This window comes from Nitrospira sp. NS4, from assembly GCF_049546785.1.
In the GTDB taxonomy this organism is placed as follows: domain Bacteria; phylum Nitrospirota; class Nitrospiria; order Nitrospirales; family Nitrospiraceae; genus Nitrospira_D.
In genome coordinates this window covers 54,282-78,093 of the sequence record NZ_JBMWAN010000006.1, presented here as the reverse complement: position 1 = coordinate 78,093, position 23,812 = coordinate 54,282, and the positions used below count along the sequence as shown (strand labels likewise).

Here is a 23,812-nt window from a genome sequence, read left to right as displayed (position 1 = left end):
GGAACGACTACATATAGCTATTGGTAATTTTTGTCAACACAAAATGTTGTGGATTGCCTGGGGAATAAGAGGAAAACCTGGGGATAACGCAAGACCGGCTCCGGGTGCCGGTTTATGCGGATTCCGGGAAGGTTATCCACAGGAGAGAGGAGGACTTTACCTGAACGCTGCCGCTAGAAGGCCAATCGGCCTATTTTAACAGTGGCTTCTTCAACGCCTTCAATGGGAATGAACCGCCCCGCAACGCCGAGCACGACCACCCTGGTGTCCATGACGGTGGTTTCATAACGGCTGGCCAGCCCCCAATTCTGCCTCCTGGTATGCGGCAGAACAACGTCCTGAAGAATTTTCTTGCTCTGGCTCGCGAACACCTGGCGGATAAACTGCTGTTCCCTGGTAGAGGCCGCCTGATCCATCCGGCTCATCGCCTTGTCCAGCTCATGCTGCACAAATTGGAGATAGTCACTCATGGTGGGATTCGAGAACGCCAGCGCCACGGCCCCTGCCAGAATGACGACAACAAGCGATAGCCGTAAAAGACTCATGAGAGCTGTACCTCCCGGAAAAAACCGGCGTCCGGCCGCGCGGCACTGTCCTGCCTTGGTTTGACAAACCAGGACCAGCTCATTAGCCTAGCCCCCACGAGTAGACTACTTCAATTCCCACACCCACCGACAGCTCATCACGGAGGATGCCATGTTCGTCTGGAGCAAGCGCCTGGTCGCCGGATTATTGGGAGGATTTGTCCTGTTGCTGATGCTCTTCCTCTTCCAGGGATCACCGGACGACGCCAGCGGCCTCAAGATCCATACGACCAGGTGGATGGCGCTGAACTATGCCGGCCTCATCATCTGGGTCTTCGTCTGGATGATCGATCAGGCGCGGGTTCGCGGGAAGAATGTCTGGCTCTGGCTGCTTCCCTTTCTCTTCGCTCCGCTCCCGACCCTTATGCTGTTTGTTCTCTTTCTTCAGCGCCGTCTCTCCTAGCGGGTGCCGGCCGGCTGAGCCGGCAGGTCTGACAGGGCGACAGAGCTCGGCTGGCCGAGGCTGATCCGCTCCCGCACCCGCCAGACCGCCCAGAGGCCCGGCAACGCCACCAGGAAGGTCAAGAGGAAGAACTGCGCCCATCCGACGATGGCGACGAGATCAGCCGAGGGACGCCCGGCAAACACCCGCCCGAGCGCTTCCAGCGAGGAAAGCAGCGCAAACTGCGTCGCCGTATAGCGCGGATCGCAGAGCGACATCACCAGCGCGACAAATGCCGCAGTGCCCATCCCGCCGGTGACATTTTCAATCAAGACCGCCATCACCAGCAGAGCCGAACTCTTTCCCGCCCAGGCCAGTAACACAAACCCTAAATTTGAAATCGCCTGCAAGACCCCGAACGTCAGCAGCGACTGAACCAATCCGACCCGCGCCATCAGGAGGCCACCCCCGAGCGCACCCAGGAGCGTCGCCAGAATCCCCAGCCCCTTCACATAGCCGACCTCTCCGGATGAAAAGCCCAGTTCGCCGATCAGGAAGGCTGTCTGCAGGGCCGAGGCAAAGGCATCCCCCAGCTTATACAGCACAATCACGCCGAGAAACCCGAGCGCATGGGGGCGCGAGAAAAATTCCTTGAGCGGCGCCCCGACCGCCTCCGCTATGGTCCGGGGAGCCGCGGCGATCCGCCCCGGCTCAGGGCTCATGAAGATCGTGATCGTGCCGGCCAGCATGATCGCGGCCAACAGCAGATACGTCATCTGCCACCCGACCACATCGGCCACCACGAGGGCACCGGCTCCGGCCACGAGCAATGCGATCCGATAGCCGTTCACCCAGATGGCCGCGCCAAAACCCCGCTCCTGCGCCTCAAGCGTATCGGTCCGGTAGGCATCGAACACGATATCGAGTGAGGCCGAGAGAAACGCCACGAGCAGCGCAAAGGCGGCCAGCAATTCCGGTTGATGCCTCGGACTCGTGGAGGCCATCAGAACTAAACCGAGCGTTACACACAATTGCGTCACTAGCATCCATCCACGGCGACGCCCCAGCCAGGGCGGCACGAGCCGGTCTATTACGGGAGCCCAGAGAAACTTGAGCGTGTACGGCAGGCCGACGAGCGTAAAAATGCCGATCGTCTTGAGATCCACCCCTTCCACCGTCAACCAGGCCTGCAGCGTCCCAGCCGTGAGCGCCAGCGGGAGGCCCGAGAGAAACCCGAGCGGAAACATCACCGCCAGGCGGCGGTTCAATAAGGCTTTCGGGAACAGTGCGAAAAGATTCATAGGCACTATCGTTCGTCAACAAGGAATGAGCGGATCGTTCCGTAGAATAGCACCGAACCAGAAAACTATCGCAGTAGAATCTCGAATCAGGTTGAAAAACACCTGGCGCGGTGCGTCAGCGGAAGTCCGATCAAACGCCGAGAGGCGAGGAACTAACAGGGTTGACCGTTAAACACGCAGGGTTTATAGCGCAAGATGTCGAAGTCGACACCCTCCTGATACACCCGCTCGTTGCCGTTCACCCCATCTTCTTCAGGGTCATTCCACATGGTGTGGTTCCACCAATAGAAGAGCGGGTACTCATCCGTCTTGTAGATTGGATTGCCGTAATTGCTCCGGGCATACTCCTGCACGGACCGGCCCGTCACATAGTCCACCTGGCCGTCCCCTTTTAAAGAGTAGAGCATGAGAAACAAACGCGCTTCGTGGTCATAGAGTTCGTCGAGGCGGGTCGTGAGGTCCGGTTCAACCGGCAGAGTCTCGCGGGACGACGTGTGGCCTGGAACCATCAGCAATGTGAGAAACAATACGGTCAGCATCCAGGTCGAGCGTGTGATCATCCTGGCACCTCCTGCAAGGTGGGTCACTCTATCGAGCAAACCGGGTACTGTCAATCCGACATCGTCCCCAACCAAATAGATAGATTCATCGTCGCCTTGAGATCCGGCCTTTTCCAGCGCCTTCTCCTGCTCCGCCCCTACCTTGCCCGCCGTGCAAATGCTCCCCTATAATGGCGCGGGATGATGACAAGAACCTCACAACCGCGCGCCTCGCTGCACACGCTCGGCTGCCGGCTCAATCAGGCCGAAACCTCGATGCTGGGGGAACGGCTGCGTCGGGACGGCTACCGGCTGGTGGAGTTTGGCCAGCCGACCGATTTGCTGGTGCTGAATACCTGCTCCGTGACAGAAGACGCCGAGCGGACGTCGCGCTATGTCATCCGGAAAACGTTGAAACATTCCCCCCACGCCTTCATCGCCGTGACCGGCTGCTATGCGCAGACGGGACCGGACGGGCTCAAGAAACAAGCGGGGATCGACCTGATCGTTGGCAATCAATATAAGCTGGACCTTCCCAGCTACCTCCCGCCGAGCGATCGGCTCCAGAAACGCACCACGCCCGAGGTGCATCGTACGAAAGCGATTGCGCGGGATGACTTTGAACTGGATCTATATGCCCAGCCGGACTCCACCCGCGCCCCGCTCAAGATTCAGGACGGCTGCAGTACGATGTGCAGCTTCTGCATCATTCCCTTTGCCCGCGGGCAGGAGCGCAGCCGGGTGCTGGCCGACCTGCTGCGCGAGGCCGAACAACTTGCCGCGCAGAGCTATCGGGAAATCATGCTGACCGGCGTGAACATCGGGCAGTACCGGCAGGACGGAGCTGATCTCTGTGCCGTGATCCGACGGCTGGAACAGATAGCCGGCCTTGAGCGCATCCGCATGTCCTCCATTGAACCGACCACGGTGACGGACGAACTGCTCGATCTCATGGCCTCCTCCCCGAAACTGTGCCCCTATCTCCACATTCCTCTCCAGAGCGGAGACGACGGTATCCTGGCTGCAATGAACCGGTCCTATTCGGCAGGCGAATATCGGGACCTGATCGAGCGGGCCTTGCGCAAGGTTCCCAACCTGGGACTCGGCACGGACATCATGGTGGGCTTTCCCGGGGAAGATGACGAAGCGTTCGACAGGACGCTTCAGGTGGCAACCGATCTTCCCTTCGCCTATTTTCATGTCTTCCCCTATTCCCCTCGCCCGGGAACCGCGGCGGTCAAGCTCGCCCGTCCGGTGGATCCGGCATTGGTGAAACGGCGCACGGCCATCTTGATGGCACGCTCCCAGGCCAAACGGCTCGCCTTTCATGACCGACACATCGGACGAACGGTCCCCGTCCTGTTTGAATCCGGCCTTCAGGAGGGCTATTGTGCGGGAACCACGGGGAACTTCCTGAAAGTCGCCGTGCCTTCGACTACTGACATGACGAATCAGGTGCACCAGGTCACCATCACGGCCGCCAGCGAACGCCGGGCCATCGGCCATATCACCCCTCATGCTTCGCGCACGGCGACGTTGCCGGTCCTGTCATCATGAACAAAGCCACGCCTCCTCTGGTCCATATCGAGACCTTCGGCTGTCAGATGAACGAGTCGGACAGCGAGCTGGTCCGCTCGCTCCTCAAACGCGAAGGCTACGGATTCACCGACGATCGCGAGCGGGCCGATGTGATGCTGATGAATACCTGCGCAATCCGGGAGAACGCGCACAATAAGGTCTACGGCCACCTCGGAGAGTTGCATGCGATCAAGAAGGAGCGGCCCCTCGTCGTCGGTGTCCTCGGCTGCATGGCGCAAAGCCTGAAAGACGAGCTGACCAAGAAGGTTCCCTTGATCGACGTGCTGGCCGGCCCCGATGCCTACCGGCAGCTGCCCATGCTGATCTCCAACGCCCTCCAGGCTCAGGAACAGGGGTTTTCCAAGAAAGCCTTCGCGCTCGACCTGTCGGAATATGAAACGTACGAAGGAGTCATGCCGGATCGTGAGGACGGGATCAATGCCTGGATCACCGTGATGCGCGGCTGCGACAACTTCTGCAGCTTCTGCGTCGTCCCTTACACCAGGGGACGCGAACGGTCGCGCGACCCGCAGGGGGTGTTGGCCGAGGCGCGACAAGCGGCGGCGCTGGGATACAAGCAGATCACGCTGCTCGGGCAGAACGTCAACTCCTACCGGTCGGACGATTGGGACTTCGCCAGACTCATCTCAGCCGTAGCTGATACGCCGGGCATCGAACGGGTCCGCTTTACCTCGCCCCATCCGAAGGATTTTCCCCGTCCACTGCTGGAGGCCATCGCCGGCCATCCGAAAATCTGCAAGCATATTCACCTGCCGCTTCAAGCCGGCAGCGACCGCATACTGGATCTCATGGGCCGATCTTATACGGCGGACGAATATCGCAGGCTCGTCGATCAGATCCGTCAGGTTGTACCCGAGATTGTACTGACCAGCGATATCATCTGCGGCTTCTGCACGGAAACGGACGCGGATTACGACCAGACCTACCGGCTGGTCGAGCAGGTCCGGTTCCATTCCGCCTATGTGTTCGCCTATTCCGAACGGAAGAATACGATTGCGGCACGCAAGTATCCCGACGATGTGGCAGAGGAAGTGAAGAGCATCCGGGTACAGCGGCTGGTTGATCTTCAACGGGAAATCGGCGCCGCCCGGAACCGGGAATATATCGGACGGAACGTCTCCGTCCTCGTCGAGCGCGACGCCACGCGCTCGCCTGAACAATGGATGGGGCGCACCGACGGCAACATCACCGTCATCTGGGACAAGGGAACCGACGCGCTCCAGCCAGGCATGTTCACCACCCGATTGATCACCGGCGCCTCAACTGCCGCCTTATTCGGGGAATAGTGCGGTCAGACGGTTGCCGGCCGGTCCGGGATGATATTTCCCACCGCGCCGGAACATTCCTGCACAGCTGAGCCTTCAGGTTGAACATTTTCTGACGCTTCTGCGTCAAACTCTCGACACGTACCGTTCGAGAAATCCACCGTCTGAATGTTCCGGAACATGGTCTTATAAATAAGGCTCCAACCGATCCCGGCACCATTCACAGGTCGTTGATACATCCAAGTAGTGGAAATTATTAAAACAGAATGGTCAGTGCCTGATGTTGCCCGGTCGCCTGGATACAGGGTTTCCCCTTGTCCATTCCCATCCCCATGAATTTTCACGCCGCAATTTCCACCATGAATCTTACCGGCATGACCTTTGCTATTTCTGAAAACTACTTATGAAGGACTCTTCTTCCAACAACTCAAACCAATCGGATTCGCGTATGACACTCGAAACGATGATTTCGGCAGGCGTATTCGGATGGCTCGCCATGGGCATGGTGCTCATGGGCCTGGGCATCTGGTAACTCCGCCGATCTGACAATTCATACTGCCGCCCAGGCGACCGCGACCTCCCGCTCCCCTGCGGAAAGGAGTTCTCCCGTGTCCGTCAAGATCTCCGCCCGCAACGGCCTCTTTCCGGCAATCCTGCTGTCATGCGCCATCCTGGCATCAGGATGCGCAGCCTCCTCCAACACCCAGAACCTTTCTCGAACGGGGAAAGGGTCGATCTACCTGGAAAACCTGTCGGACCGGTCTTTTCAGGCCGACCATCCGACTGTGATCGATCAGCAGACCATGTTGAAAGTTGTCAAAGGCCTCGTGACCGACGAAACCTCTACGGACTCGACCAAATTGCCCGCGAGTGGCAGCAAGCCGATGAGAGTATTCAGCGATGAGGACGCCGAGTTTCTTGCTCCCCTGCTAGCCCAGGGATTATCGCAGTCGAAACCGGAGCAGATGATCGGTTTCCGTGTGTCCCCATCGGCAGGGTCAGGCGCTGAACCCACCGCGGGCACCCTCTATGTGCGCGAAGGGGCCGTCCATATCACCATTACCTCCTCCAGGAACACGGCCAAAACCGCAGGGTTTCTGCCGCGCTCTGTGGCCCGCATCGAAGCGGCCCTCCCCTCTGCTGCTCACGGGGCGCGGGGCGCGAAGTCCGTCGCGATCGACTACGCCGCCCTGGCGAAGGCCGCAGTTGTATCCGCCCCCCCTGCATCGACGCCGGATAAACCGGTGGAAGCGGAATCGGCTGCGCTGACAGCGGACGAATTCCTGCTGAAACAGACGGAGGATCTCCGCCGGGCGAAAGAGACCGCCGCCCTCAAAGAATCAGAAATGAGTCTACTTCGAAAAGAAAACAACTGGCTGAAAGAGAAGTTGAGAGAGAAGACCGCCCAGGTGAATGCCCTCAAGGCCGGCACAATCACATCCACGGCCGCCCCCAAGGCTAAGCCGAAGCCCGGGGCGGAGCTGCAGCCCGCCCGCTAGCCATCAGACCTTACAGCACTTCCAGTAATTCCGGCTGAAGCAACACGACGTCGCTGGAGAGGGGCTGCCTGAAATTCATCCGGCAATAGCAGGCATAGGTCACGTACGTATCCTGGAGGCAATAGCGAGCCAGCTCAAGCCCCTGCCCCCGCTCCCACATTGCCGCCACCTGTTCCCCGCTTCCTGATTTCGTCTCCACGTTGAGCGCTCTGGCCAACACATCCAGCTTGACCCACCCGCGAGTATCCCAGTTGCTCCAGATTGCCATCGTGTCGTACACCGGCTCCGTCCGGAACTTGGCCAGGTTGATGTCGAGACTGGGTTTGACCTGGTTAATGATCGACCGTTTCTTGATGAACGGCAGGTCGAACCCTAACCCGTTGTGGGTGATAAAGAGCCCGGGCCGGTCTTGCGCCAGGCGAGCCCAGAACTGGCGCAGCAGCTCCCGCTCATTCGGGCCATACCAGGCCACCGCGCTGCGCGCTTCCATTTGATCGGAAAATTCGAGCAGGCCGATGCACACAATCCGGCTGAAGGTCCCGTCAAAGGCCGACTTGGCATAGAGCTCGTCTTCGGCATGCCGCTGCTCCTCCGCAGCCCCGGCGGCAAAGAGATCCAGATCCCCGTGAAGCGGGGGGGCCTCGCCAGGCGGAGGCTGTTTCCCCAATAACCGCGCCCACTCCTCTCTCGGAGCCTGGACCGTCTCGATATCGAGCACCACTTTCATGGCAGACTTCCTCCTGCGTCCCGCCGCAACGCGTCGAGAATGACCTCGTCCGCCGGGGGAAACCGGAATTGCGACAATTCTTCAGGAAAGACCCACCGGAGTTCCGTACATTCTATCGGCGATGCTTCCCCCGTCTCGATCGTACAGTGGAAAAAATGCAGCTCGACAATTTTCTCCGGATAGGCATGCCGGACAATCTGGTAGGGAATCGGGATGTCGATCCGAACATTCAACTCTTCAAACAACTCCCGCTGCAAACACTCTTCCAGCGTTTCCCCCGGTTCACGTTTCCCGCCGGGAAACTCCCAGAACCCGCCAAGATGCACGCCCGGTCTCCGCCGGGCGATCAAATACCGCCCCTCCCGATGGATCAGACCGGCGGCGACTTGAATGACCGTCATAGAACACCTACGAACGGGAGCGGGATTGCGGATCGAAGGGATAGGTCCTGCAGAACGACTTCATGGGACACAGCAAACAATAGGGATCCCTCGCCGTACAGACCATCGCGCCGAAATCCATGATCGCCTGATTGAAGTCATAACCTTTCCCGCGCGGAATGAGGGCCTCCGAGAGTTCCCAAAGACGCGCCTTCAGGGTCTTGGGATCACCCTCGGCGACGAACACGCGATGGAGCACGCGAATGACATTGGTATCGAGAATCGGAGCATCTTCGTTGAATGCAAACGACCGGATCGCGCCGGCCGTGTACTTCCCGATCCCCTTAAAGGACAACAGCTCCTCGGCATCATTGGGTAACCGGCCGCCATAGCGCTCGACCGTTTCGCAGGCGATGCTATGCAACCGCTCGGGCCTGATATTGTACCCCAGGGGATACCAGGTCTTCTTCACATCGGCGACCGGCGCGTCGGCGAGGTGCTCGAAACTCGGATAGCGATCCAGAAATTCGTGATACTTGGGAATGACCCGGTCCACCTGCGTCTGTTGCAGCATCACTTCCGACACCAGGATGTGATAGGGATCGGAGGTCCTGCGCCACGGGAGATCGCGGCCATGCTCCCCATACCACTTGAGCAGGCGTTGCTGAAACCGGCGCTTCAGGGCGGGAGGAAGAGCGGGAGACGTTGAGGAGGCCTTCTTCTTCCGTAACGACGACTTGGATGGTCTGGAGCGCATAATCTTCCCGTGGCACCTGAATGATGCGGCATTGTAGGAGTCCCGCCGCCTTAAAATCAAACGACTTCATGAGCCTACCTCAACACAAGTGCGGCCAGTGCGTTGCCGTGATGGGAAGACCGGGCTATTCTAAATGCTGTTCCCGTGGTACCGTATAGACAAGGCCGGGAAGGAGGCACAGCATGAGTCGTGATACGAGAGCAATGGCGCTACCGGAGACATCCCGTATTCTGCGGATCATCCTGCTCGCCGGAGCAATCGGAGCCCTTATGCTCCTCCGGTCCGTATCGGCACACGCCGACGATCAAGCGGTTCCCTGGGAATGTTCTGCATATAGCGGCGAAGCTCAAACCCGCTGCATGAATGCCTTCGTTGAGCTCCAGCGAGAAGAGATCGCGAAACTTAAAGAAAAACTTCAAGTTCAAGAGAGTGCGGTCCAAGAACTCAAGCAGCAGGCCGACCGCCAGGCTGCCGCCTTGCAGCGCCAACTCTCAGCATCCCCCACAATCATACCGGCTACCCCGTACGTCTACTCCTATATCTACCCGCCTGCCGTTGGACTGGGTCTCTACCTCGGACGCCCCTGGATCTATGGATCCCCGTACCACTACCGCCCCTATTGGGGCCCGCGCTTGTATGGCCCTTGGAGACATCACCGATAGGATAGAAGAGGCCTCAACCTTACGGTTCGTTTTTGGCCGCGGCGGCAAAGAGTCGATACAAGAGAATTCCCGAGAGCACGGCGAGAAAAAGCCCGGCCAATACCCGCGTTTCAAAACTGATTGGACTGACGAGGACATGATAGAGCTGCGGAAGCGCGACGGAACAGACCACCGCAAGCCCCAGGGCCAACATCTGGCCTCCTAGATAGATCGGTTCACCCGGCTTACGCTTCATCACTCATCCCTCTTACGACACCCTTGTTCCTTACCACTCAGCCCCCAAACGATCGACCACGATCTGATGGACCACCGCATACGTGCCGAGCGCCGCAAGATACAGGGCCGTTTCAGCAATATCGAACGGGCTGATCTTTTCACTGCGCAGGATTTCCTCGGGAGACGCATCGACCAGATCTTCGGCCACGCCTGCCGGACAAATCGCGCTCACTTTAATGCGGTGCGCCTTCCCTTCTTCAGCCAGCGACCGGGTCAACGCCATGATCGCATGCTTCGACGCGCTATAGGCGCCCGTCCCCGCCCAGGCCTGCACCCCTGCCACACTCGACATATTGAGAATCAGGCCGCCACCCTGCGCCGTCATCTGCCGGAATCCGGCCCGGCAACAAAAAAACGTCCCGCGCAGATTGACGTTGAGCACCTCATCGAACGCAGCCGTCGTCGTCTCCGCAATCCGCCGCCCGCCGAAGATTCCCGCATTATTCACCAGGATATCGACCCGGCCGTAGGCCGTCACCGCCCGCTGGATCAGGGCCTCCACCTGCCGTTCATCCGTCACGTCGGTCCGGACCGCCAGCGCCTCGCCGCCCTGCTGACGTATCTGATGAACCGTCTCCTCACAGAGCGCCAACCGCCTGGCCGCCACCACGACCTTCGCCCCTTCTTCTCCGAACCGCAGGGCAATGGCTTTTCCGATCCCGCTGCTGCTGCCCGTCACAATTGCGACTTTGTGCATCAATCGCTTCATCAGCCGTCCCTCCCTGCCGTCATCACGGGTTCCCTTGCACAAATCGGCGGTTTTATTGACTTCGCCGCCCCTGGCGACTAGCCTTACAGAGACAAGACACAAGATCGAGGGCGGGCTGAAGATCCGTAACGCAGACCCGTCTCCCGCACAGGAGCCTTACGCAATGGTCACAAGAAAGTTCCCCCGGTATTCGACGTCGATGCCCGGTATTCTAGTGCAACGGGACCGGGTACGCCATAAGGCTTCACTGTGCGACGTGTCGCTCAAAGGCTGCCGGGTGGAAAGTCCCATCAAGCCCTATACCGGCATGCAATTGGAAGTGACCCTGCAACTACCGGGCAACATCACTCCGATTACGATCTCCAATGCGACCGTGCGCTGGACCGGTTCCCATGGCATCGGCATCGAATTTCTACAGATTTCCGCGGATCAACTCGAGCGGCTGTCGGGGTTGATCGCGGAACTCAGCCCAAGACAGGGCTTCAAGTAACCAATCCCCAATCTGAACTCCACCGTCCTCCCCGGTTGCATTTCCGGGGAGAGCCTCCGTATGCTCTTCCTCTATGAACCTGTCCGAGTTGACTCCCCAACAGTTGAAAGACCTGGTGCAGGGTCTCGTCGATGACCGGATTCGGGAGCTGATCGGCGATCCCGACCTCGGCCTCTCCCTCGGCGAAGCGTTGCGTGCCAGACTCAAGGAGTCGCTCCAAAGCAAGGAGCGACTGTCCGGAGAAGAAGTGGCCGAGCAACTCGGCCTCCGGTGGTGACGTTCGATGGCCTGGTATCGCATCGCCTTCCGTCCCCCGGTCCTGCACGACCTCTCCCGCATCGACCAGTCGATGGCGCAGCGGCTTTTCGACAAGACCAAGTGGGTGGCATCCAACGTGGAGAACCTCCGGCATGAACCCCTGTCGCCGGATCTGCCGGGTCTCTCCAAATATGCCGTCGGCGACTGGCGTATTTTCTATTCCATTGATCGGGAAGAATCGCTGCTGGAGATTCACGCCATCATCCGGCGCTCGGCGCTTCGCTGACCGGGTCACCGCTCGCGGACGTTACTCAGGCATCCGGTCGCCCACGCTGCCAAGATGCAGCGAAAACCGGCCTTCCTCCGCGTCTTTGACATAGCGGCGAAGGGCGTTCGCCACGACGGGAAACGCCATCTCTTCCCATGGGATCGCATGGCGGGGAAACAACCGCACTTCGAGACTTTCCGACCCAGCGCCGAACTCGGGGGCCGTCAGCCGCCCGCGGAACACCATATAGACCTGCCCGATATGCGGCATGCTGAGCACCGCATAGAGCGAGACGATCTCCACATCCGCCTGAGCCTCTTCCTTCGTCTCGCGAGCGGCCGCCTCCTCCGTGCTCTCCCCGATCTCCATGAAACCGGCGGGAAAGGTCCAGAACCCGAGGCGCGGCTCGATCGCGCGGCGGCACAGGAGAATGTCATCACCCCACTCCGGGATACAGCCTGCGACAATTTTCGGATTATGGTAATGAATAGCCTGGCAATGTTCGCACACAAAGCGCAGCACGTTGTCGCCGGGAGGAATCTTCTGGCTGACGGGCGCACCGCAGGAGCTGCAGAATTTCATCGGACGCGTACCTTGTGAAGCGTGAAGCGCATGTCGTCGAACACCAGCCGGACCGGATCTTCCGTGAGATACGATCCACAAACAACGATTGGCGAGAAAAATGGATAGCACAAACCACCGCTGCTTTGCACCCTGCCCGCGCGGCCTCGAAGCGTTGCTGCAGCAGGAACTGGCCGCCATCGGCGCCACCGACATACGCCAGGCCGAAGGTGGCGTGGGCTTTTCCGGCAACCTGAGCACCATCTACCGGGCCAATCTCGAAAGTCGCATCGCCAGCCGCATCCTTCTGGAAGTCGCGCACGGCCCCTATCGCCACGAACAAGATATCTACGTCGCGGCCTGCTCCATTCCCTGGCCGCAATGGTTCCACCCCTCGCGCACCATCAAAGTCAAAACCAGCGCGCAACACTGTCCGCTCAAAAGCCTCGACTTCGTCACCCTGCGGATCAAGGATGCCATCTGCGACACCTTCACCAAGTTGAAGGGCACCCGCCCCAGCGTGAATTCCAGCCGTCCGGACATTCGCATCGACGCCTTTCTCGATGCCACACATCTCACGCTCTATCTCGGGACCACCGGGGACTCGCTCTTCAAACGAGGCTTCCGCCAATCGACCCTCGACGCGCCCTTGCGCGAGAATCTCGCCGCCGGCATCGTGCAGTTGACCGGCTGGAACGGGACCACGCCTCTGCTCGACCCCCTCTGCGGCGGAGGAACGATTCCGCTCGAAGCCGCCATGATCGCCAGGAGAATAGCCCCCGGCCTGGGTCGGCACTTCGCCTTTGAACTGTTCTCGAATTTCGACCCGGCCCTCTGGAAAACCATCCAGGCCCAGGCCCAAGCCAAACAATTGTCCGCGAGCCCTGTTCCCATCTACGCATCTGATCGGGACGCCCGCGCCGTGCATACCGCCGCAGAGCAGTTCACCCGCGCTGGAGTCGCCCGGGACATCACGCTGACCCAGACAGATCTCTTCGACCTCACCCCGCCGCAAGAGCCCGGCACCATCGTCATGAATCCCCCTTATGGCGTGCGCCTCGGGACCCAAGCCGATCTGGACGTCTTCTACCCGAAGCTGGGCTCCTGGCTGAAAACCCGTTGCGTCGGCTGGCGCGTCTATCTCTTCACCGGCGACCTGAGGGCTCCGAAGCTCATCGGCCTGGCCCCGTCTAAACGAACCCCGCTCTTCAACGGAGCGATTGAATGCCGCCTCTATGAATTTCTTATCGTCCAAGGCGGCGCCAGACGACGCCTCACACCGCCGGAAGCACAATCCGGCAACCCCGCAACGGCCTGAGCTGAATCCCAGACCCGCTCCTCGACGGAGAGCCCGCAGTTAAGAAATCTCTCATCTTCGCGGTGCCTTAGCCCCCTCACCCCCTTCCGCCTTCCCCTTGACTTGCCCCCGCGTGGATATATCTGTTCCTGTGACACGGTGGATGAACCTGTCGCAACTCATGAACGAGACGAAGGGAAGGGGCAATATGGACAACGAGACGAAAGTAGTTACCCTGCCGATATTACCCATCAAACGGACGGTGCTGTTCCCCGGGGTCATGATGCCCCTCACTGTCGGCCGTGAACGGTCGGTCGCAGCCGTGAACGCGGCGCTGAAGACAGAAGACAAGACGATTCTCGTGGTCGCGCAGCGCGACCCTCAGACTGAAGCGCCGGGCCTCGACGATCTCTATACAATCGGCACCAAGGCTATTGTGAAGCAGGTCGGGCGTTCGGACGACGGCACGCTCCAGGCGATTGTGCAGGGGCTCGAACGGGTCGCATTGGTCAAGGTGAACCAGACAGAGCCGTTTCTGCTCGTGCAAGCCCGACGGCTCGATCAGCCGGCGGATCTCAGCACGGAAGTCCAGGCCCTCCACCGGGCGATCCAGGAACTGGTCACGGATCTTCCGCGTTTAATCCAGGCTCCCGGCATTCAGGAAGCCGCGCTCGCCTTCACCAACGAAGAGAATCCGGTGTCGCTGGCCTATCGAGTGGCCTCCCTCCTCAATCTCACGGTGCAGGAGGAGCAAAAGCTGCTCGAAAGCTCCTCCACGGCCGAGTTGCTACGGTCGCTCTACGCGGCGCTCTCGAAAGAGATTCAAATTCTTCAACTCAGGGACAAAATCGCCAGCGAGGCGCAAGCCAAGATCGGCAAGAACCAGCGGGAATATGTGCTCCGCGAACAGTTGAAAGCGATTCAAGAAGAACTGGGCGAGGGGGATGAGGGAGAGAACGAAGTCGCCCGCCTCAAGAGGCAGATCGAGGAGGCGGACCTCCCCGACCATGTACGGAAGGAGGCCGAGCGGGAAATCACGCGCCTCGGGAAAGTCCCTCCGTCATCGCCGGATCACCAGGTGCTCAGGACCTATCTTGAGCTCGTCCTTGAACTGCCCTGGAAGAAAGCCTCCGAAGATCACCTGGATCTCGCCAAGGTCCGGCAGGTGCTCGAAGAGGATCACTACGGCATCAAGGAAGTGAAGGAACGCATCGTCGAGCACCTGGCCGTCTTGAAACTCAATCCGACGGCCAAGGCCCCGATTCTCTGCCTCGTCGGCCCTCCCGGCGTCGGCAAGACGAGCCTGGGGCAGTCGATCGCGAGAGCCATGGGACGCACCTTCGAGCGGTTCAGCCTGGGCGGCGTGCACGACGAAGCCGAGCTGCGCGGCCATCGCCGGACCTATGTCGGGGCCCTGCCCGGCCGGATCATCCAGGCCGTGCGCCGCGCCGGCGCCAACAATCCGGTCTTGATGCTCGACGAAGTCGATAAGATGGGCCGCGACTTCCGTGGCGACCCGGCGGCCGCGCTCTTGGAGATCCTCGATCCGGCGCAGAACCATACGTTCCGCGACCACTATCTGGATCTGCCGTTCGACTTGTCGAAAGTGTTCTTCATCACCACGGCGAACACCCTCGACACGATCAGCCAGCCCCTGCTGGACCGGATGGAGATCATCCGCCTCCAGGGGTACAGCGAACGGGAAAAGGCCGAAATCGCCCGCCGCTATCTCTGGCCGAGACGGCTCAAGGAAGCGGGCCTCGACGCGAGCCAGGCGCTGCTGCCGGATGAGGTGTTGAATCTCGTCATCAGCCGGTACACCCGCGAAGCGGGCGTGCGCCAGCTCGAACAGATGCTGGGACGCCTGACGAGAAAAGTCGCGCTGACCTTCGCTGACCTGCCGGAGGGTGAAGCACGACAGCCCGTTTCGATTCAGGCTGAACGGGTCGAAGAATGGCTGGGTTCAGAACGGTTCATGCCCGAAGAGGCGCGAAAGAATCTGCCTCCCGGCGTGGCGACCGGTCTGGCCTGGACACCGACCGGCGGTGACGTGCTCTATATCGAAACGACCCTCCTGCCCGGCAGTCACGAACTGACCCTCACCGGTCAGTTGGGCGACGTGATGCAGGAGTCGGCGCGCGCCGCGCGCAGCTATCTCTGGTCCCATGCCGAAAGCATGGGGCTCGATATCTCGCGCTTCAAACGCAACGGCGTCCACATCCATGTGCCGTCGGGAGCGATTCCGAAAGACGGCCCCTCGGCCGGCATCACCATGGCGACGGCCCTGGCCTCCAGCTACGTGGGCAAAGCCGTCCGGAGCGATACGGCCATGACGGGCGAAATCAGCTTGAGCGGGTTGGTGCTGCCGGTGGGCGGAATCAAGGAAAAAGTCCTGGCCGCGCATCGCGCCGGGATCAAGCGGATCATTCTGCCGAAGGCGAACGAGAAGGACCTCAAAGACGTGCCGCAGGAAGTGCGGGATGAACTGACCTTCATCCTGGTCGAACGGATCGAAGAAGTCCTGCCGGCGGCGTTCAATAAGGATGCGCCGGCGTCGAAGGGCGCAGAGCGGGATGAACCGCTGGCGACCTCGACGGCTTCGTAAGAAAACCCCTGGGCCCCGGCTCAATGCCGGGGCCTGCCCTTTTCCCCGTAGTGCAATCCGTCTCCCGCCCACCGCATGGGCCGCGGGGTGTTTTCCCTAGTTGACACCCCTTTCTCTCCCGCGTAACCTTCGCCGTCCGATGAAACACCCGTCACAAATAGTCGCAGGTGTCGGTCGGCTGGCAGCCGCATGGCTGTTCCTCGGCCTGTTGAGCCTGACACTCGGCTGCGAGTACGTGCGGCCGACGATGAATGCGCCGCTCAAGCAGTGGAATCCTGAGTACGGGTATCGTTCCGCCAACCTCCCTCCATCTCCGACCGGCAGCTCGGACAGCCTCTTTATCATTGCGTCCTTCTCCGGCGGCGGGGCGCGGGCCTCTGCGCTGTCCTACGGGGCGTTGCGGGAACTGGCCCGGACCCCGATCACCTGGGAAGGGCGATCCAAACGGTTAGTCGACGAACTGAACATCATCAATGCGCTGTCCGGCGGCAGCTTCACGGCAGCTTACTATGCCCTCTATGGCGACCGGATTTTTCACGACTTCGAGTATCGCTTCCTGCGGAAAGACTGGGGGAGCGAACTCCAAGCGCGGGTGTTCTGGTCGCCCAGCAACTGGTTCCGGCTATGGTCTCCCTATTTCGGTCGTGCCCATGTCTTCTCCGAACTGCTGGACGAAGCCCTGTTTGACGGGCACACCTTCGGCGACCTGATGGCGCGCGGTCAACGGCCGCTCATCTTCATTCACGCGTCCGATATGGCCACCCTCTCGCGGTTCGAATTCAACCAGCGCCAGTTCGACCTGATCTGCTCCGACCTCAACCAGCTGCCGCTCTCCGTCGCCACCGCCTCGTCCAGCGCCTTACCCCTGATCCTCAGCCCCATTGCGATGAAGAATTATGCCGGGCAATGCGGGTTTGAACCGCCCCCGCGGCTGAGAGAGGAACGGCGGACGTCGTGGGGGCGGCAGCGCGCGAACGAGCTGCGTTCCTACCTCGATGCCGAGAAACGCCCCTATGTCCATCTGCTGGACGGCGGGCTGTCCGACAATATCGGCATGCGCAGCGTGTTGGAGACCACGGCACTCGTCGGGGACCTCGAGTCCTATTTCAAGCTGCTCGGGGCCAAGAAGATCAGAAAATTGGTCTACCTGATGGTCAGCGCCGAGACGACGCCGGATGTGAACCAGTACCAGTTGAGTGAGATCCCGGGCCTCTCGAACGTCAGTCGGGCCCTGGTCGACATTCCCATCAACCGGTATTCCTCCGACACGCTCCAGCTCATGAGTCAGGTCGTCGGGCAATGGAGGGTGCAACTTCGTGAGCGCCAACATGTCGAAGAGAGTGTCTTCACGCCCGATGCCGACATCTATTTCATCAACGTCAGCCTGACGGAGGTGGACGATCCGGACGAGCAGGACCGGCTCATGAGCATCCCCACCAATCTTTCCCTGACGGATGACCAGATTGATCACCTGCTCCTGGCCGCGACCCGCCTCATCCGGAACGACAAAGACTTTCAACGCTTGATGCGGGACCTGGAGGCGGAGGGATCAGCCACACCATCGACCCCGCAGGCGGCGGATCGTTTGACAGGGCAAGACGCGGCACAGTCAAAGAGCTTGCCATAGGACAAGACCTTCATCTTGACCGAGCGGATCGAAGAAGTCCTGCCGGCTGCGTTCAATAAAGATACGACCGCTTAGACGGGAGCAGAACGGGATGAACCGCTAGCGACCTCGACCGCCTCTTAACCTCAGCAGGCCCCGGCTCAAAACCTGGGCCTCCCCCATTGACTCAAGAATTCCCCCTTAACTTTCCCTCGGTCTTCCTCGCTCAATTCAGACAATGATTCTCGCCATCATTTCTGCTTCTCAAGAAATTCATCATGGACGAGCGCGTTGAAGTTGCGAGGAATCTCAGCAGGGTGCGGTATCAGAGTGTGGGAGGTCTGCGAGCGCTTACGCTAGCTCTGACAAGGCGAAGCGAAGATCAGTCAGGTCGGTTCCGCTGATACCGGATCGAGTAGTGCCCACATTTGGAGCAGACGACTGAGTACGATGGAAGGGATAGGTCGTAGAGTTTGTGGATGTAACCCGCCGGCACCGTCGAGTCAGGGTGGCCTTGATTGCGCTGAGTATCGAGCGTCCTCGCACAGGCGCCATTCGCACAGATCACAACTTCCGGAACGATGGGAGAATTAATAGACATGAGCGCACCATAGCAGGATCGTCGAGCCAAGTCCAAGGGGCGCAGGTGTTCAAGGGCGTCAGAATTGGAGGAAACGAGTTCCGGTTGATCGCATCCATTCATTATAATCGGAAGAAGCTGTACATCCGGCACATCCTGACGCACGCAGAATACGACCGGAACACGTGGAGGAGTTGATCCATGCTCGCCAAATACATTCAGGACGCCAATACCGACTACCGCCGCATTCGGCAGCGGATTCCACTCGGTCCCTTACGGACGGAAGCCGACTATAACCGGGCCGTGACCGTCCTCGATGAAATCGTGGATGAAATCGGTCAGCAAGAAACCCATCCCCTGGCCGACCTCGCCGAGACGCTTAGCCTCTTTATCGAAGCGTATGAAGACGCCCACGTCCCCTTCTCTGACTCATCTGCCTCCGAAATCCTCCGCACGTTGATGGAAGAACATGCGCTCAAGCAATCGGACCTGTCCGAGATCGGCAGCCAGGGCGTCGTGTCAGAAATCCTCTCCGGCAAGCGCGACCTGAACGTCCGCCAAATCACCCAACTGGCCGCCCGCTTCGGTGTCTCACCCGCGCTCTTTATGCCCGTTCCGAAAAAACCCATCAAACGCCCTTCTTCCCGAACGCGCGTAGCAAGTCGACGGTAATAGTAATTTGTAAGAGATCAAGCGATAGCACGGAACCGGCCGATGCTTAGACCAAAGATCAGTAAACAAGTGACGGTCCGGTCAGCCGAAGATCTGGGGCAGGCGCTGGGTTTGTCCGCAGCGGATACCGCTGAAATGGAATTTCGGCCGGAACTCACCGTCGCCCTGGTCAAGATCATTCAAGCAGGACGACTCTCCCATGCCGAGATTGCCAAACGCGCCGGAACGTCGAGAACCAGAGTGACCGCGATTGCGAATGGGAACACACACGGCGTCTCAACGGATGTGCTGATTCGAGTACTGGCCGCGACCGGTCATCGGGCTGAACTCCGGGTGAAAAAGGCAGCAGCCTAATCCGACCCAGCCCCCATATTCTTGAGCGCAAGGCGCTCCTCAGGTGCCAACTCAAGCAACGATTCCACTTCCCGGGTCTGAGCCGCCCTGGCACTCTCCCTCCTCCTGTGCGGTGTTGATTTCTCCTCCCTTTAGGGGTAGGAGATTAGCCATCCAATTTACTAACCGAACCAGGACGTAATGACAGAACCCACGATCATCTGCCCGAGCTGCAAGACTGAGATCAAACTTACAGAATCCCTCGCCGCCCCATTGATTGAATCGACACGACGCGACTTCGAAAAGCGGCTCGCGCTCAAAGACTCAGATATAGCAAAAAAAGAAGCTGAATTGCGCGAGCGAGAAGAAGCCGTCTCGAAGGCCAAGCAGGCCATCGACGATCAGGTTGCCGAAAAACTCCTAGTGGAACGGGCGAAGATTGTCAGCGAGGAATCCAAGAGGGCGAAACTTGCTCTGCAATCGGATATCGACCAAAAGGCTAAAGAGCTGGCCGAACTTCAGGAAGTCCTCAATCAACGCGACGTTAAACTCGCAGAAGCTCAGAAGGCACAGGCAGATCTCATCCGACAAAAACGGGAACTGGACGATGCCAAGCGTGAGCTAGAACTCACGGTCGAAAAGCGAGTGCAGGATGGGCTCTCAGCTACCCGAGAACAGGCCAAAAAAGAAGCGGAGGACAGTCTAAAGCTGAAGGTGCTGGAGAAGGAACAAACCATCGCTTCCATGCAGGCACAGATCGAAGAGCTCAGGCGTAAGGCGGAACAGGGGTCACAGCAACTCCAAGGGGAGGTTCAGGAACTGGAGCTAGAAGCCTTGCTAAAGACAAAGTTCCCGAGGGACACAATTGAGCCTGTACCCAAAGGCGAATACGGTGGCGATGCATTGCACCGAATCTTCAGTCCTCTCGGTCAGCCGTGCGGAACCATCCTATGGGAATCGAAGCGAACCAAGAATTGGAGCGACAGTTGGCTGGTCAAACTCCGCGACGATCAGCGAACGGCCAAGGCAGAAGTCGCTGTTATCGTGAGTCAGGTTCTGCCAAAAGGCATTGAGTCTTTTGATCTCGTCGATGGAGTGTGGGTCACAAACACCAAGTCCGTACTCTCCGTGGCAGTTGCTCTGCGCCATTCCTTGATTGAAGTTGCCTCAGCTCGGCAGGCCTTAGAAGGACAGCAGACAAAGACAGAAATGGTCTATCAGTACCTCACTGGGCCACGCTTCCGTCATCGAGTCGAAGCCATCGTTGAGGCGTTCTCTTCGATGCAGGAAGATCTCGACAGAGAAAAGAAAGCCATTACCAAACAATGGGCAAAGCGAGAGGAACAGATTGAACGGGTCATGCAGGCAACGGTTGGCATGTATGGAGACCTTCAGGGGATAGCTGGGAAAACTTTGCAGGAGATCGAGGGCCTGAGCTTGCCCGCGCTAACTGATGAAAGCCAGGATACCTGATGCGTCTGGCTGGAGTAGTACTAAACAATTTCAGGAGTTATGCACAAGAAACTCGAATAGAGCTTGATCCGTTTACCGTATTAATTGGACGCAACGATGCCGGAAAATCCTCTATCTTTGATGCCCTAGATATTTTCTTCAACGATACACCAATCGAACAAGACGACTGCTCAGTTCAAAACACACAGACGGAAATTAGGATCTCCTGTATTTTTGATGATCTTCCGCCACAACTAGTCATCGATGAACAGTATCCAACCAGATTGCAAGATGAGTATTTGTTACGAGCTGACGGAAAGCTAGAAATCGTCAAGGTCTACAACTGTGCCGCTGCTAAGGGAAAACTTTCCAATACTTTTGCAATCGCCTTGCATCCGTCAGGTGCTGGCGTAGACGATCTTCTTGGATTAAAGATTGCAGAACTGCGTGCTCGTGCGCAGCAGCGACAGGTTGACATCACAAATTGCAACCAAGCCATCAAGGCGCAATTACGACAGACAATTTGGGGGCAAGCAGATGAACTTTCACTTACTACGCGTGAGGTGAGCCTCACGAAGGAATCGGGGAAGGAAGTGTGGGAACAATTACAGAAGCATTTCCCTGTTTATGCTCTGTTCAAGTCAGACCGGGCTAGTACTGATCAGGATGCGGAAGCACAGGATCCTTTGAAGGCTGCAATCAAGGAGGCTGTACGGCGACGTGAAGTGGAATTGAATGGGGTAATCGCCGAAATACGACAAGAATTGGAATGTGTTGCATCCCGCACCGTCGAGAAGATTAGGGAGATGAACCCTGATCTCGCGAGTCAGCTTCGCCCTGAGATCAAAAACAAGAACTGGGAATCACTCTTCGCCGTTACCCTTACGGGTGAGGATCAGATACCGATTAATAAGCGGGGCAGCGGCACAAGAAGACTTGTTTTGCTCAATTTTTTCAGGGCCAAGGCAGAGGAAGATTCAGGCACCCGAGATGGGGGCATCATCTACGCTATCGAGGAACCAGAAACAAGCCAGCACCCCAACCATCAGATCATGTTGCTGGACGCATTCCAGGATCTAGTAGCGCAAGATCGCTGCCAGATAATGGTCACGACCCACACCCCTATGCTCGCACGACGTGTGGATCGCCGCGCATTGCGCCTGATCACAGCTCAGAATGGAAGTCCGCTGATTGAGAAAGGCACTGCTGACTCCACGCTACAGAAGATAAAAGACACATTAGGTGTCCTGCCCGATCACGATATCAAGGCCTTCTTTGGTGTCGAAGGGAGGCACGACATCAACTTCATGAAACGCATATCGCACATTCTCGCAGCTGTTGAACCCGACATTCCCGACCTCGGGTTGATGGAACAATCTGGCAAGCTTGTTTTTGTACCGCTTGGTGGAAGCAGCTTAGACTTGTGGATGACGACGCTCTCGGGACTGCAACGACCAGAATTCTATCTTACCGATAGAGATCTACAGCCACCGGCTCAACCAAGGTACCACCAACAGATAGCAGCCTGGCTTGCCCGTGGGTGCACAGCCTGGGCTTCATCAAAACGGGAATTGGAGAACTACCTTCATCCCACTGTAATTATGGCAGAAGTTACAGGATATGTCGGCACAGGCTCGGACTTTGAAGACGTTCCTCTCTTGTTTGCTCAAGCAGTCCATGCAGCTTCGCCTGGGACCTCTCCATGGACTACCATTTCTGAGGAGAAACGTAGTCAGAAAATATCAGCAGCCAAGAAACGCCTCAACACAGTTTGCGCAGAACACATGACCCCAGAACTCCTGACTCAGTCCGACCCTGACGATGACATACGAACCTGGCTTCGAGCGATTGGACAAGCACTAAACGAGTAATAGACTTGCTGCGCATAACAAACGCGACAGACTAGGTGATATGAAAAGGGGTCGGGAGTCTTTTCTTGATTCACCATTTTGCGTCGGGGGGCAGTTTTCAATTCATCATTCGTCCGTCCTCACCCCCATGCGGCATCGGCCATCAGCCCACCTTTTACTCAATCCTCACCATCGCCTCGCCCTTCCGTCAGGGCTTATCTAAGGATTGCACGTGCAATTCGACTGACCAGCCATCCCCCCTGCCCTCTGAAGGAGATACGTCATGCCTCCGGAATTGATATCGGCCCGATTGTGAAAGTCACAAAGCCGGATGAGGAATGGAAGAAAGGGCGCGTTTCCCAGCCCGATCCATGAAAATCGTCAACTGGCACCCGCGAACCCGCTGCTCTTATGAGGGGCGTCGGATTTACCGGCTTGAGATGCGCCATTCGGCCGCCCAACCACAACCGTCACGAGTGGTCCGTCCCGGCTTCCCTCCTTGATCTGGGACAAAAGAACGTTACCTTAGAATTGAGCGGAGGCCTCGGTGAGAGGAACATTCAAGGACATCGAGGTCGGGTGTAGGGGCGGTGAGCAGGCCCACCGATGGGTGGGAAGCCTGAAACCCTTCCAAGACCTCCACAATGCAAACCAAGCTCTCTGGACTCGCCTCCGCTTCGGTTTTTTTATCACCCCTCACATATGGTCCCTCCCAACCGCTGGTAGTGGTGTTTTTGATACCTATAAGAAGCGTTGTTGATTTGCCGGGCATGGTGATTACCTGAGAAGCGAGAGGAGGTGTTGGTCGCTTAGTGAAGGTCAGCAGCCTTTTACAGAGTTTGACTCGCCCTTATGCTGCCAACGTGCACAAGGGCACCGCCTCTGCTTCAATGGCGGGATTGCGGTTCAAGGTACGCGCCTGTGTCGCTCGGTGCCAGTAGGCACGACCGTTAATGCGAGTCCGATGACCACGGCGCGGGGTAACATCGCCTTACGCGACTGAAGGGTTACCGAACCTGATCCCGGCTAGTCGACAGACCCGGTGGTCCACATAAGGGCGGGCCGTTTTTATGTTGTATCTCCCTCAGTGTGCCCGGAAGGCTTCTCCCCTCCCAACGCTCATTCTTGACGACAGCCAGTTGATGATTATCCGATAAATA

Annotated in this window: 25 protein-coding genes; 16 read left to right on the top strand and 9 right to left on the bottom strand. The window is 58.4% G+C overall.

The window, feature by feature from the left end; all coding sequences use genetic code 11:
• Positions 1–173 precede the first annotated feature (173 nt).
• On the bottom strand, positions 174–545 hold the full coding sequence (locus ACO9S2_RS16380; RefSeq protein WP_423723474.1) for a DUF4359 domain-containing protein: 372 nt from the start codon (positions 543–545) through the stop codon (positions 174–176).
• Positions 546–696: 151 nt separating this feature from the next.
• Here ACO9S2_RS16380 and ACO9S2_RS16375 point away from each other — a divergent pair, with 151 nt between their 5' ends.
• Positions 697–987 (top strand): hypothetical protein, encoded by a 291-nt coding sequence (locus tag ACO9S2_RS16375; protein ID WP_423723473.1) that lies wholly within the window; start codon positions 697–699, stop codon positions 985–987.
• Here the strand turns inward: ACO9S2_RS16375 and ACO9S2_RS16370 are convergent.
• Together ACO9S2_RS16370 and ACO9S2_RS16365 are read right to left on the bottom strand one after the other, a co-directional pair.
• On the bottom strand, positions 984–2,267 hold the full coding sequence (locus tag ACO9S2_RS16370) for an AmpG family muropeptide MFS transporter (RefSeq protein ID WP_423723472.1): 1,284 nt from the start codon (positions 2,265–2,267) through the stop codon (positions 984–986). The two genes, ACO9S2_RS16375 and ACO9S2_RS16370, sit on opposite strands and share 4 nt — an antisense overlap.
• A gap of 152 nt (positions 2,268–2,419) precedes the next feature.
• On the bottom strand, positions 2,420–2,827 hold the full coding sequence (locus ACO9S2_RS16365; RefSeq protein WP_423723471.1) for a hypothetical protein: 408 nt from the start codon (positions 2,825–2,827) through the stop codon (positions 2,420–2,422).
• Between the two features lie 180 nt (positions 2,828–3,007).
• On the opposite strand from ACO9S2_RS16365, the gene mtaB reads away from it, so the two are divergent.
• The 3 genes from mtaB (at position 3,008) to ACO9S2_RS16350 (ending at position 7,169) form a co-directional block, all read left to right on the top strand.
• The gene (mtaB, locus tag ACO9S2_RS16360) at positions 3,008–4,363 is read left to right on the top strand and encodes a tRNA (N(6)-L-threonylcarbamoyladenosine(37)-C(2))-methylthiotransferase MtaB (RefSeq protein WP_423723470.1); all 1,356 of its coding nucleotides are present in this window, start codon (positions 3,008–3,010) and stop codon (positions 4,361–4,363) included.
• Complete coding sequence (gene miaB, locus ACO9S2_RS16355) at positions 4,360–5,691, top strand: tRNA (N6-isopentenyl adenosine(37)-C2)-methylthiotransferase MiaB (protein WP_423723469.1); 1,332 nt, start codon at positions 4,360–4,362, stop codon at positions 5,689–5,691. The genes mtaB and miaB overlap by 4 nt, the downstream gene beginning before the upstream one ends.
• A gap of 587 nt (positions 5,692–6,278) precedes the next feature.
• Positions 6,279–7,169, top strand: coding sequence for a hypothetical protein (locus tag ACO9S2_RS16350; protein ID WP_423723468.1), 891 nt, complete (start codon positions 6,279–6,281; stop codon positions 7,167–7,169).
• A 10-nt stretch (positions 7,170–7,179) separates the two neighbouring features.
• Here ACO9S2_RS16350 and ACO9S2_RS16345 read toward each other — a convergent pair whose 3' ends face one another.
• From ACO9S2_RS16345 to ACO9S2_RS16335, 3 genes are read right to left on the bottom strand one after another with little or no spacing between them, the layout of a single operon-like run.
• On the bottom strand, positions 7,180–7,896 hold the full coding sequence (locus ACO9S2_RS16345; protein WP_423723467.1) for a 3'-5' exonuclease: 717 nt from the start codon (positions 7,894–7,896) through the stop codon (positions 7,180–7,182).
• The gene (locus tag ACO9S2_RS16340; RefSeq protein WP_423723466.1) at positions 7,893–8,297 is read right to left on the bottom strand and encodes a (deoxy)nucleoside triphosphate pyrophosphohydrolase; all 405 of its coding nucleotides are present in this window, start codon (positions 8,295–8,297) and stop codon (positions 7,893–7,895) included. The genes ACO9S2_RS16345 and ACO9S2_RS16340 overlap by 4 nt, the downstream gene beginning before the upstream one ends.
• A gap of 7 nt (positions 8,298–8,304) precedes the next feature.
• Positions 8,305–9,033 (bottom strand): A/G-specific adenine glycosylase, encoded by a 729-nt coding sequence (locus ACO9S2_RS16335; protein ID WP_423723465.1) that lies wholly within the window; start codon positions 9,031–9,033, stop codon positions 8,305–8,307.
• A 182-nt stretch (positions 9,034–9,215) separates the two neighbouring features.
• Between ACO9S2_RS16335 and ACO9S2_RS16330 the strand changes: the two genes are divergently transcribed.
• Positions 9,216–9,695, top strand: coding sequence for a hypothetical protein (locus ACO9S2_RS16330; protein ID WP_423723464.1), 480 nt, complete (start codon positions 9,216–9,218; stop codon positions 9,693–9,695).
• Positions 9,696–9,714: 19 nt separating this feature from the next.
• Here ACO9S2_RS16330 and ACO9S2_RS16325 read toward each other — a convergent pair whose 3' ends face one another.
• Both ACO9S2_RS16325 and ACO9S2_RS16320 read right to left on the bottom strand, forming a co-directional pair.
• Positions 9,715–9,933, bottom strand: a complete 219-nt coding sequence (locus ACO9S2_RS16325; protein WP_423723463.1) for a hypothetical protein — start codon at positions 9,931–9,933, stop codon at positions 9,715–9,717.
• 27 nt (positions 9,934–9,960) lie between these two features.
• The gene (locus tag ACO9S2_RS16320) at positions 9,961–10,680 is read right to left on the bottom strand and encodes an SDR family NAD(P)-dependent oxidoreductase (protein WP_423723462.1); all 720 of its coding nucleotides are present in this window, start codon (positions 10,678–10,680) and stop codon (positions 9,961–9,963) included.
• Between the two features lie 163 nt (positions 10,681–10,843).
• Here ACO9S2_RS16320 and ACO9S2_RS16315 point away from each other — a divergent pair, with 163 nt between their 5' ends.
• The 3 genes from ACO9S2_RS16315 to ACO9S2_RS16305 all read left to right on the top strand — a co-directional run bounded on the left by ACO9S2_RS16315 (position 10,844) and on the right by ACO9S2_RS16305 (position 11,714).
• Positions 10,844–11,170, top strand: a complete 327-nt coding sequence (locus ACO9S2_RS16315) for a PilZ domain-containing protein (protein WP_423723461.1) — start codon at positions 10,844–10,846, stop codon at positions 11,168–11,170.
• Between the two features lie 73 nt (positions 11,171–11,243).
• Complete coding sequence (locus tag ACO9S2_RS16310) at positions 11,244–11,447, top strand: hypothetical protein (RefSeq protein WP_423723460.1); 204 nt, start codon at positions 11,244–11,246, stop codon at positions 11,445–11,447.
• 6 nt (positions 11,448–11,453) lie between these two features.
• Positions 11,454–11,714, top strand: a complete 261-nt coding sequence (locus ACO9S2_RS16305; protein ID WP_423723459.1) for a type II toxin-antitoxin system RelE family toxin — start codon at positions 11,454–11,456, stop codon at positions 11,712–11,714.
• A 21-nt stretch (positions 11,715–11,735) separates the two neighbouring features.
• Here the strand turns inward: ACO9S2_RS16305 and ACO9S2_RS16300 are convergent, their stop codons facing one another.
• Positions 11,736–12,278, bottom strand: a complete 543-nt coding sequence (locus tag ACO9S2_RS16300) for an NUDIX hydrolase (RefSeq protein ID WP_423723458.1) — start codon at positions 12,276–12,278, stop codon at positions 11,736–11,738.
• Between the two features lie 100 nt (positions 12,279–12,378).
• Between ACO9S2_RS16300 and ACO9S2_RS16295 the strand changes: the two genes are divergently transcribed.
• From ACO9S2_RS16295 to ACO9S2_RS16260, 8 genes are all read left to right on the top strand, one after another.
• A complete protein-coding gene (locus ACO9S2_RS16295) occupies positions 12,379–13,575 on the top strand; it encodes a THUMP domain-containing class I SAM-dependent RNA methyltransferase (RefSeq protein ID WP_423723456.1) in 1,197 nt (398 codons plus the stop codon).
• A gap of 187 nt (positions 13,576–13,762) precedes the next feature.
• Positions 13,763–16,159 carry an endopeptidase La gene (gene lon, locus ACO9S2_RS16290; protein ID WP_423723455.1) on the top strand — a complete coding sequence of 799 codons (2,397 nt, stop codon included), beginning with the start codon at positions 13,763–13,765 and terminating at the stop codon, positions 16,157–16,159.
• A gap of 139 nt (positions 16,160–16,298) precedes the next feature.
• Positions 16,299–17,786, top strand: a complete 1,488-nt coding sequence (locus tag ACO9S2_RS16285) for a patatin-like phospholipase family protein (protein WP_423723454.1) — start codon at positions 16,299–16,301, stop codon at positions 17,784–17,786.
• Between the two features lie 454 nt (positions 17,787–18,240).
• Positions 18,241–18,543: a type II toxin-antitoxin system HigB family toxin gene (locus ACO9S2_RS16280; protein ID WP_423723453.1), complete on the top strand. Its 303-nt coding sequence runs from the start codon at positions 18,241–18,243 to the stop codon at positions 18,541–18,543.
• Between the two features lie 3 nt (positions 18,544–18,546).
• Positions 18,547–19,017 carry a helix-turn-helix domain-containing protein gene (locus ACO9S2_RS16275; RefSeq protein ID WP_423723452.1) on the top strand — a complete coding sequence of 157 codons (471 nt, stop codon included), beginning with the start codon at positions 18,547–18,549 and terminating at the stop codon, positions 19,015–19,017.
• Positions 19,018–19,059: 42 nt separating this feature from the next.
• Complete coding sequence (locus tag ACO9S2_RS16270) at positions 19,060–19,371, top strand: XRE family transcriptional regulator (protein WP_423723451.1); 312 nt, start codon at positions 19,060–19,062, stop codon at positions 19,369–19,371.
• Positions 19,372–19,551: 180 nt separating this feature from the next.
• Positions 19,552–20,823 (top strand): DUF2130 domain-containing protein, encoded by a 1,272-nt coding sequence (locus tag ACO9S2_RS16265; RefSeq protein ID WP_423723450.1) that lies wholly within the window; start codon positions 19,552–19,554, stop codon positions 20,821–20,823.
• On the top strand, positions 20,823–22,673 hold the full coding sequence (locus tag ACO9S2_RS16260; RefSeq protein ID WP_423723449.1) for an ATP-binding protein: 1,851 nt from the start codon (positions 20,823–20,825) through the stop codon (positions 22,671–22,673). The genes ACO9S2_RS16265 and ACO9S2_RS16260 overlap by 1 nt, the downstream gene beginning before the upstream one ends.
• The last annotated feature ends 1,139 nt before the right edge of the window (positions 22,674–23,812 follow it).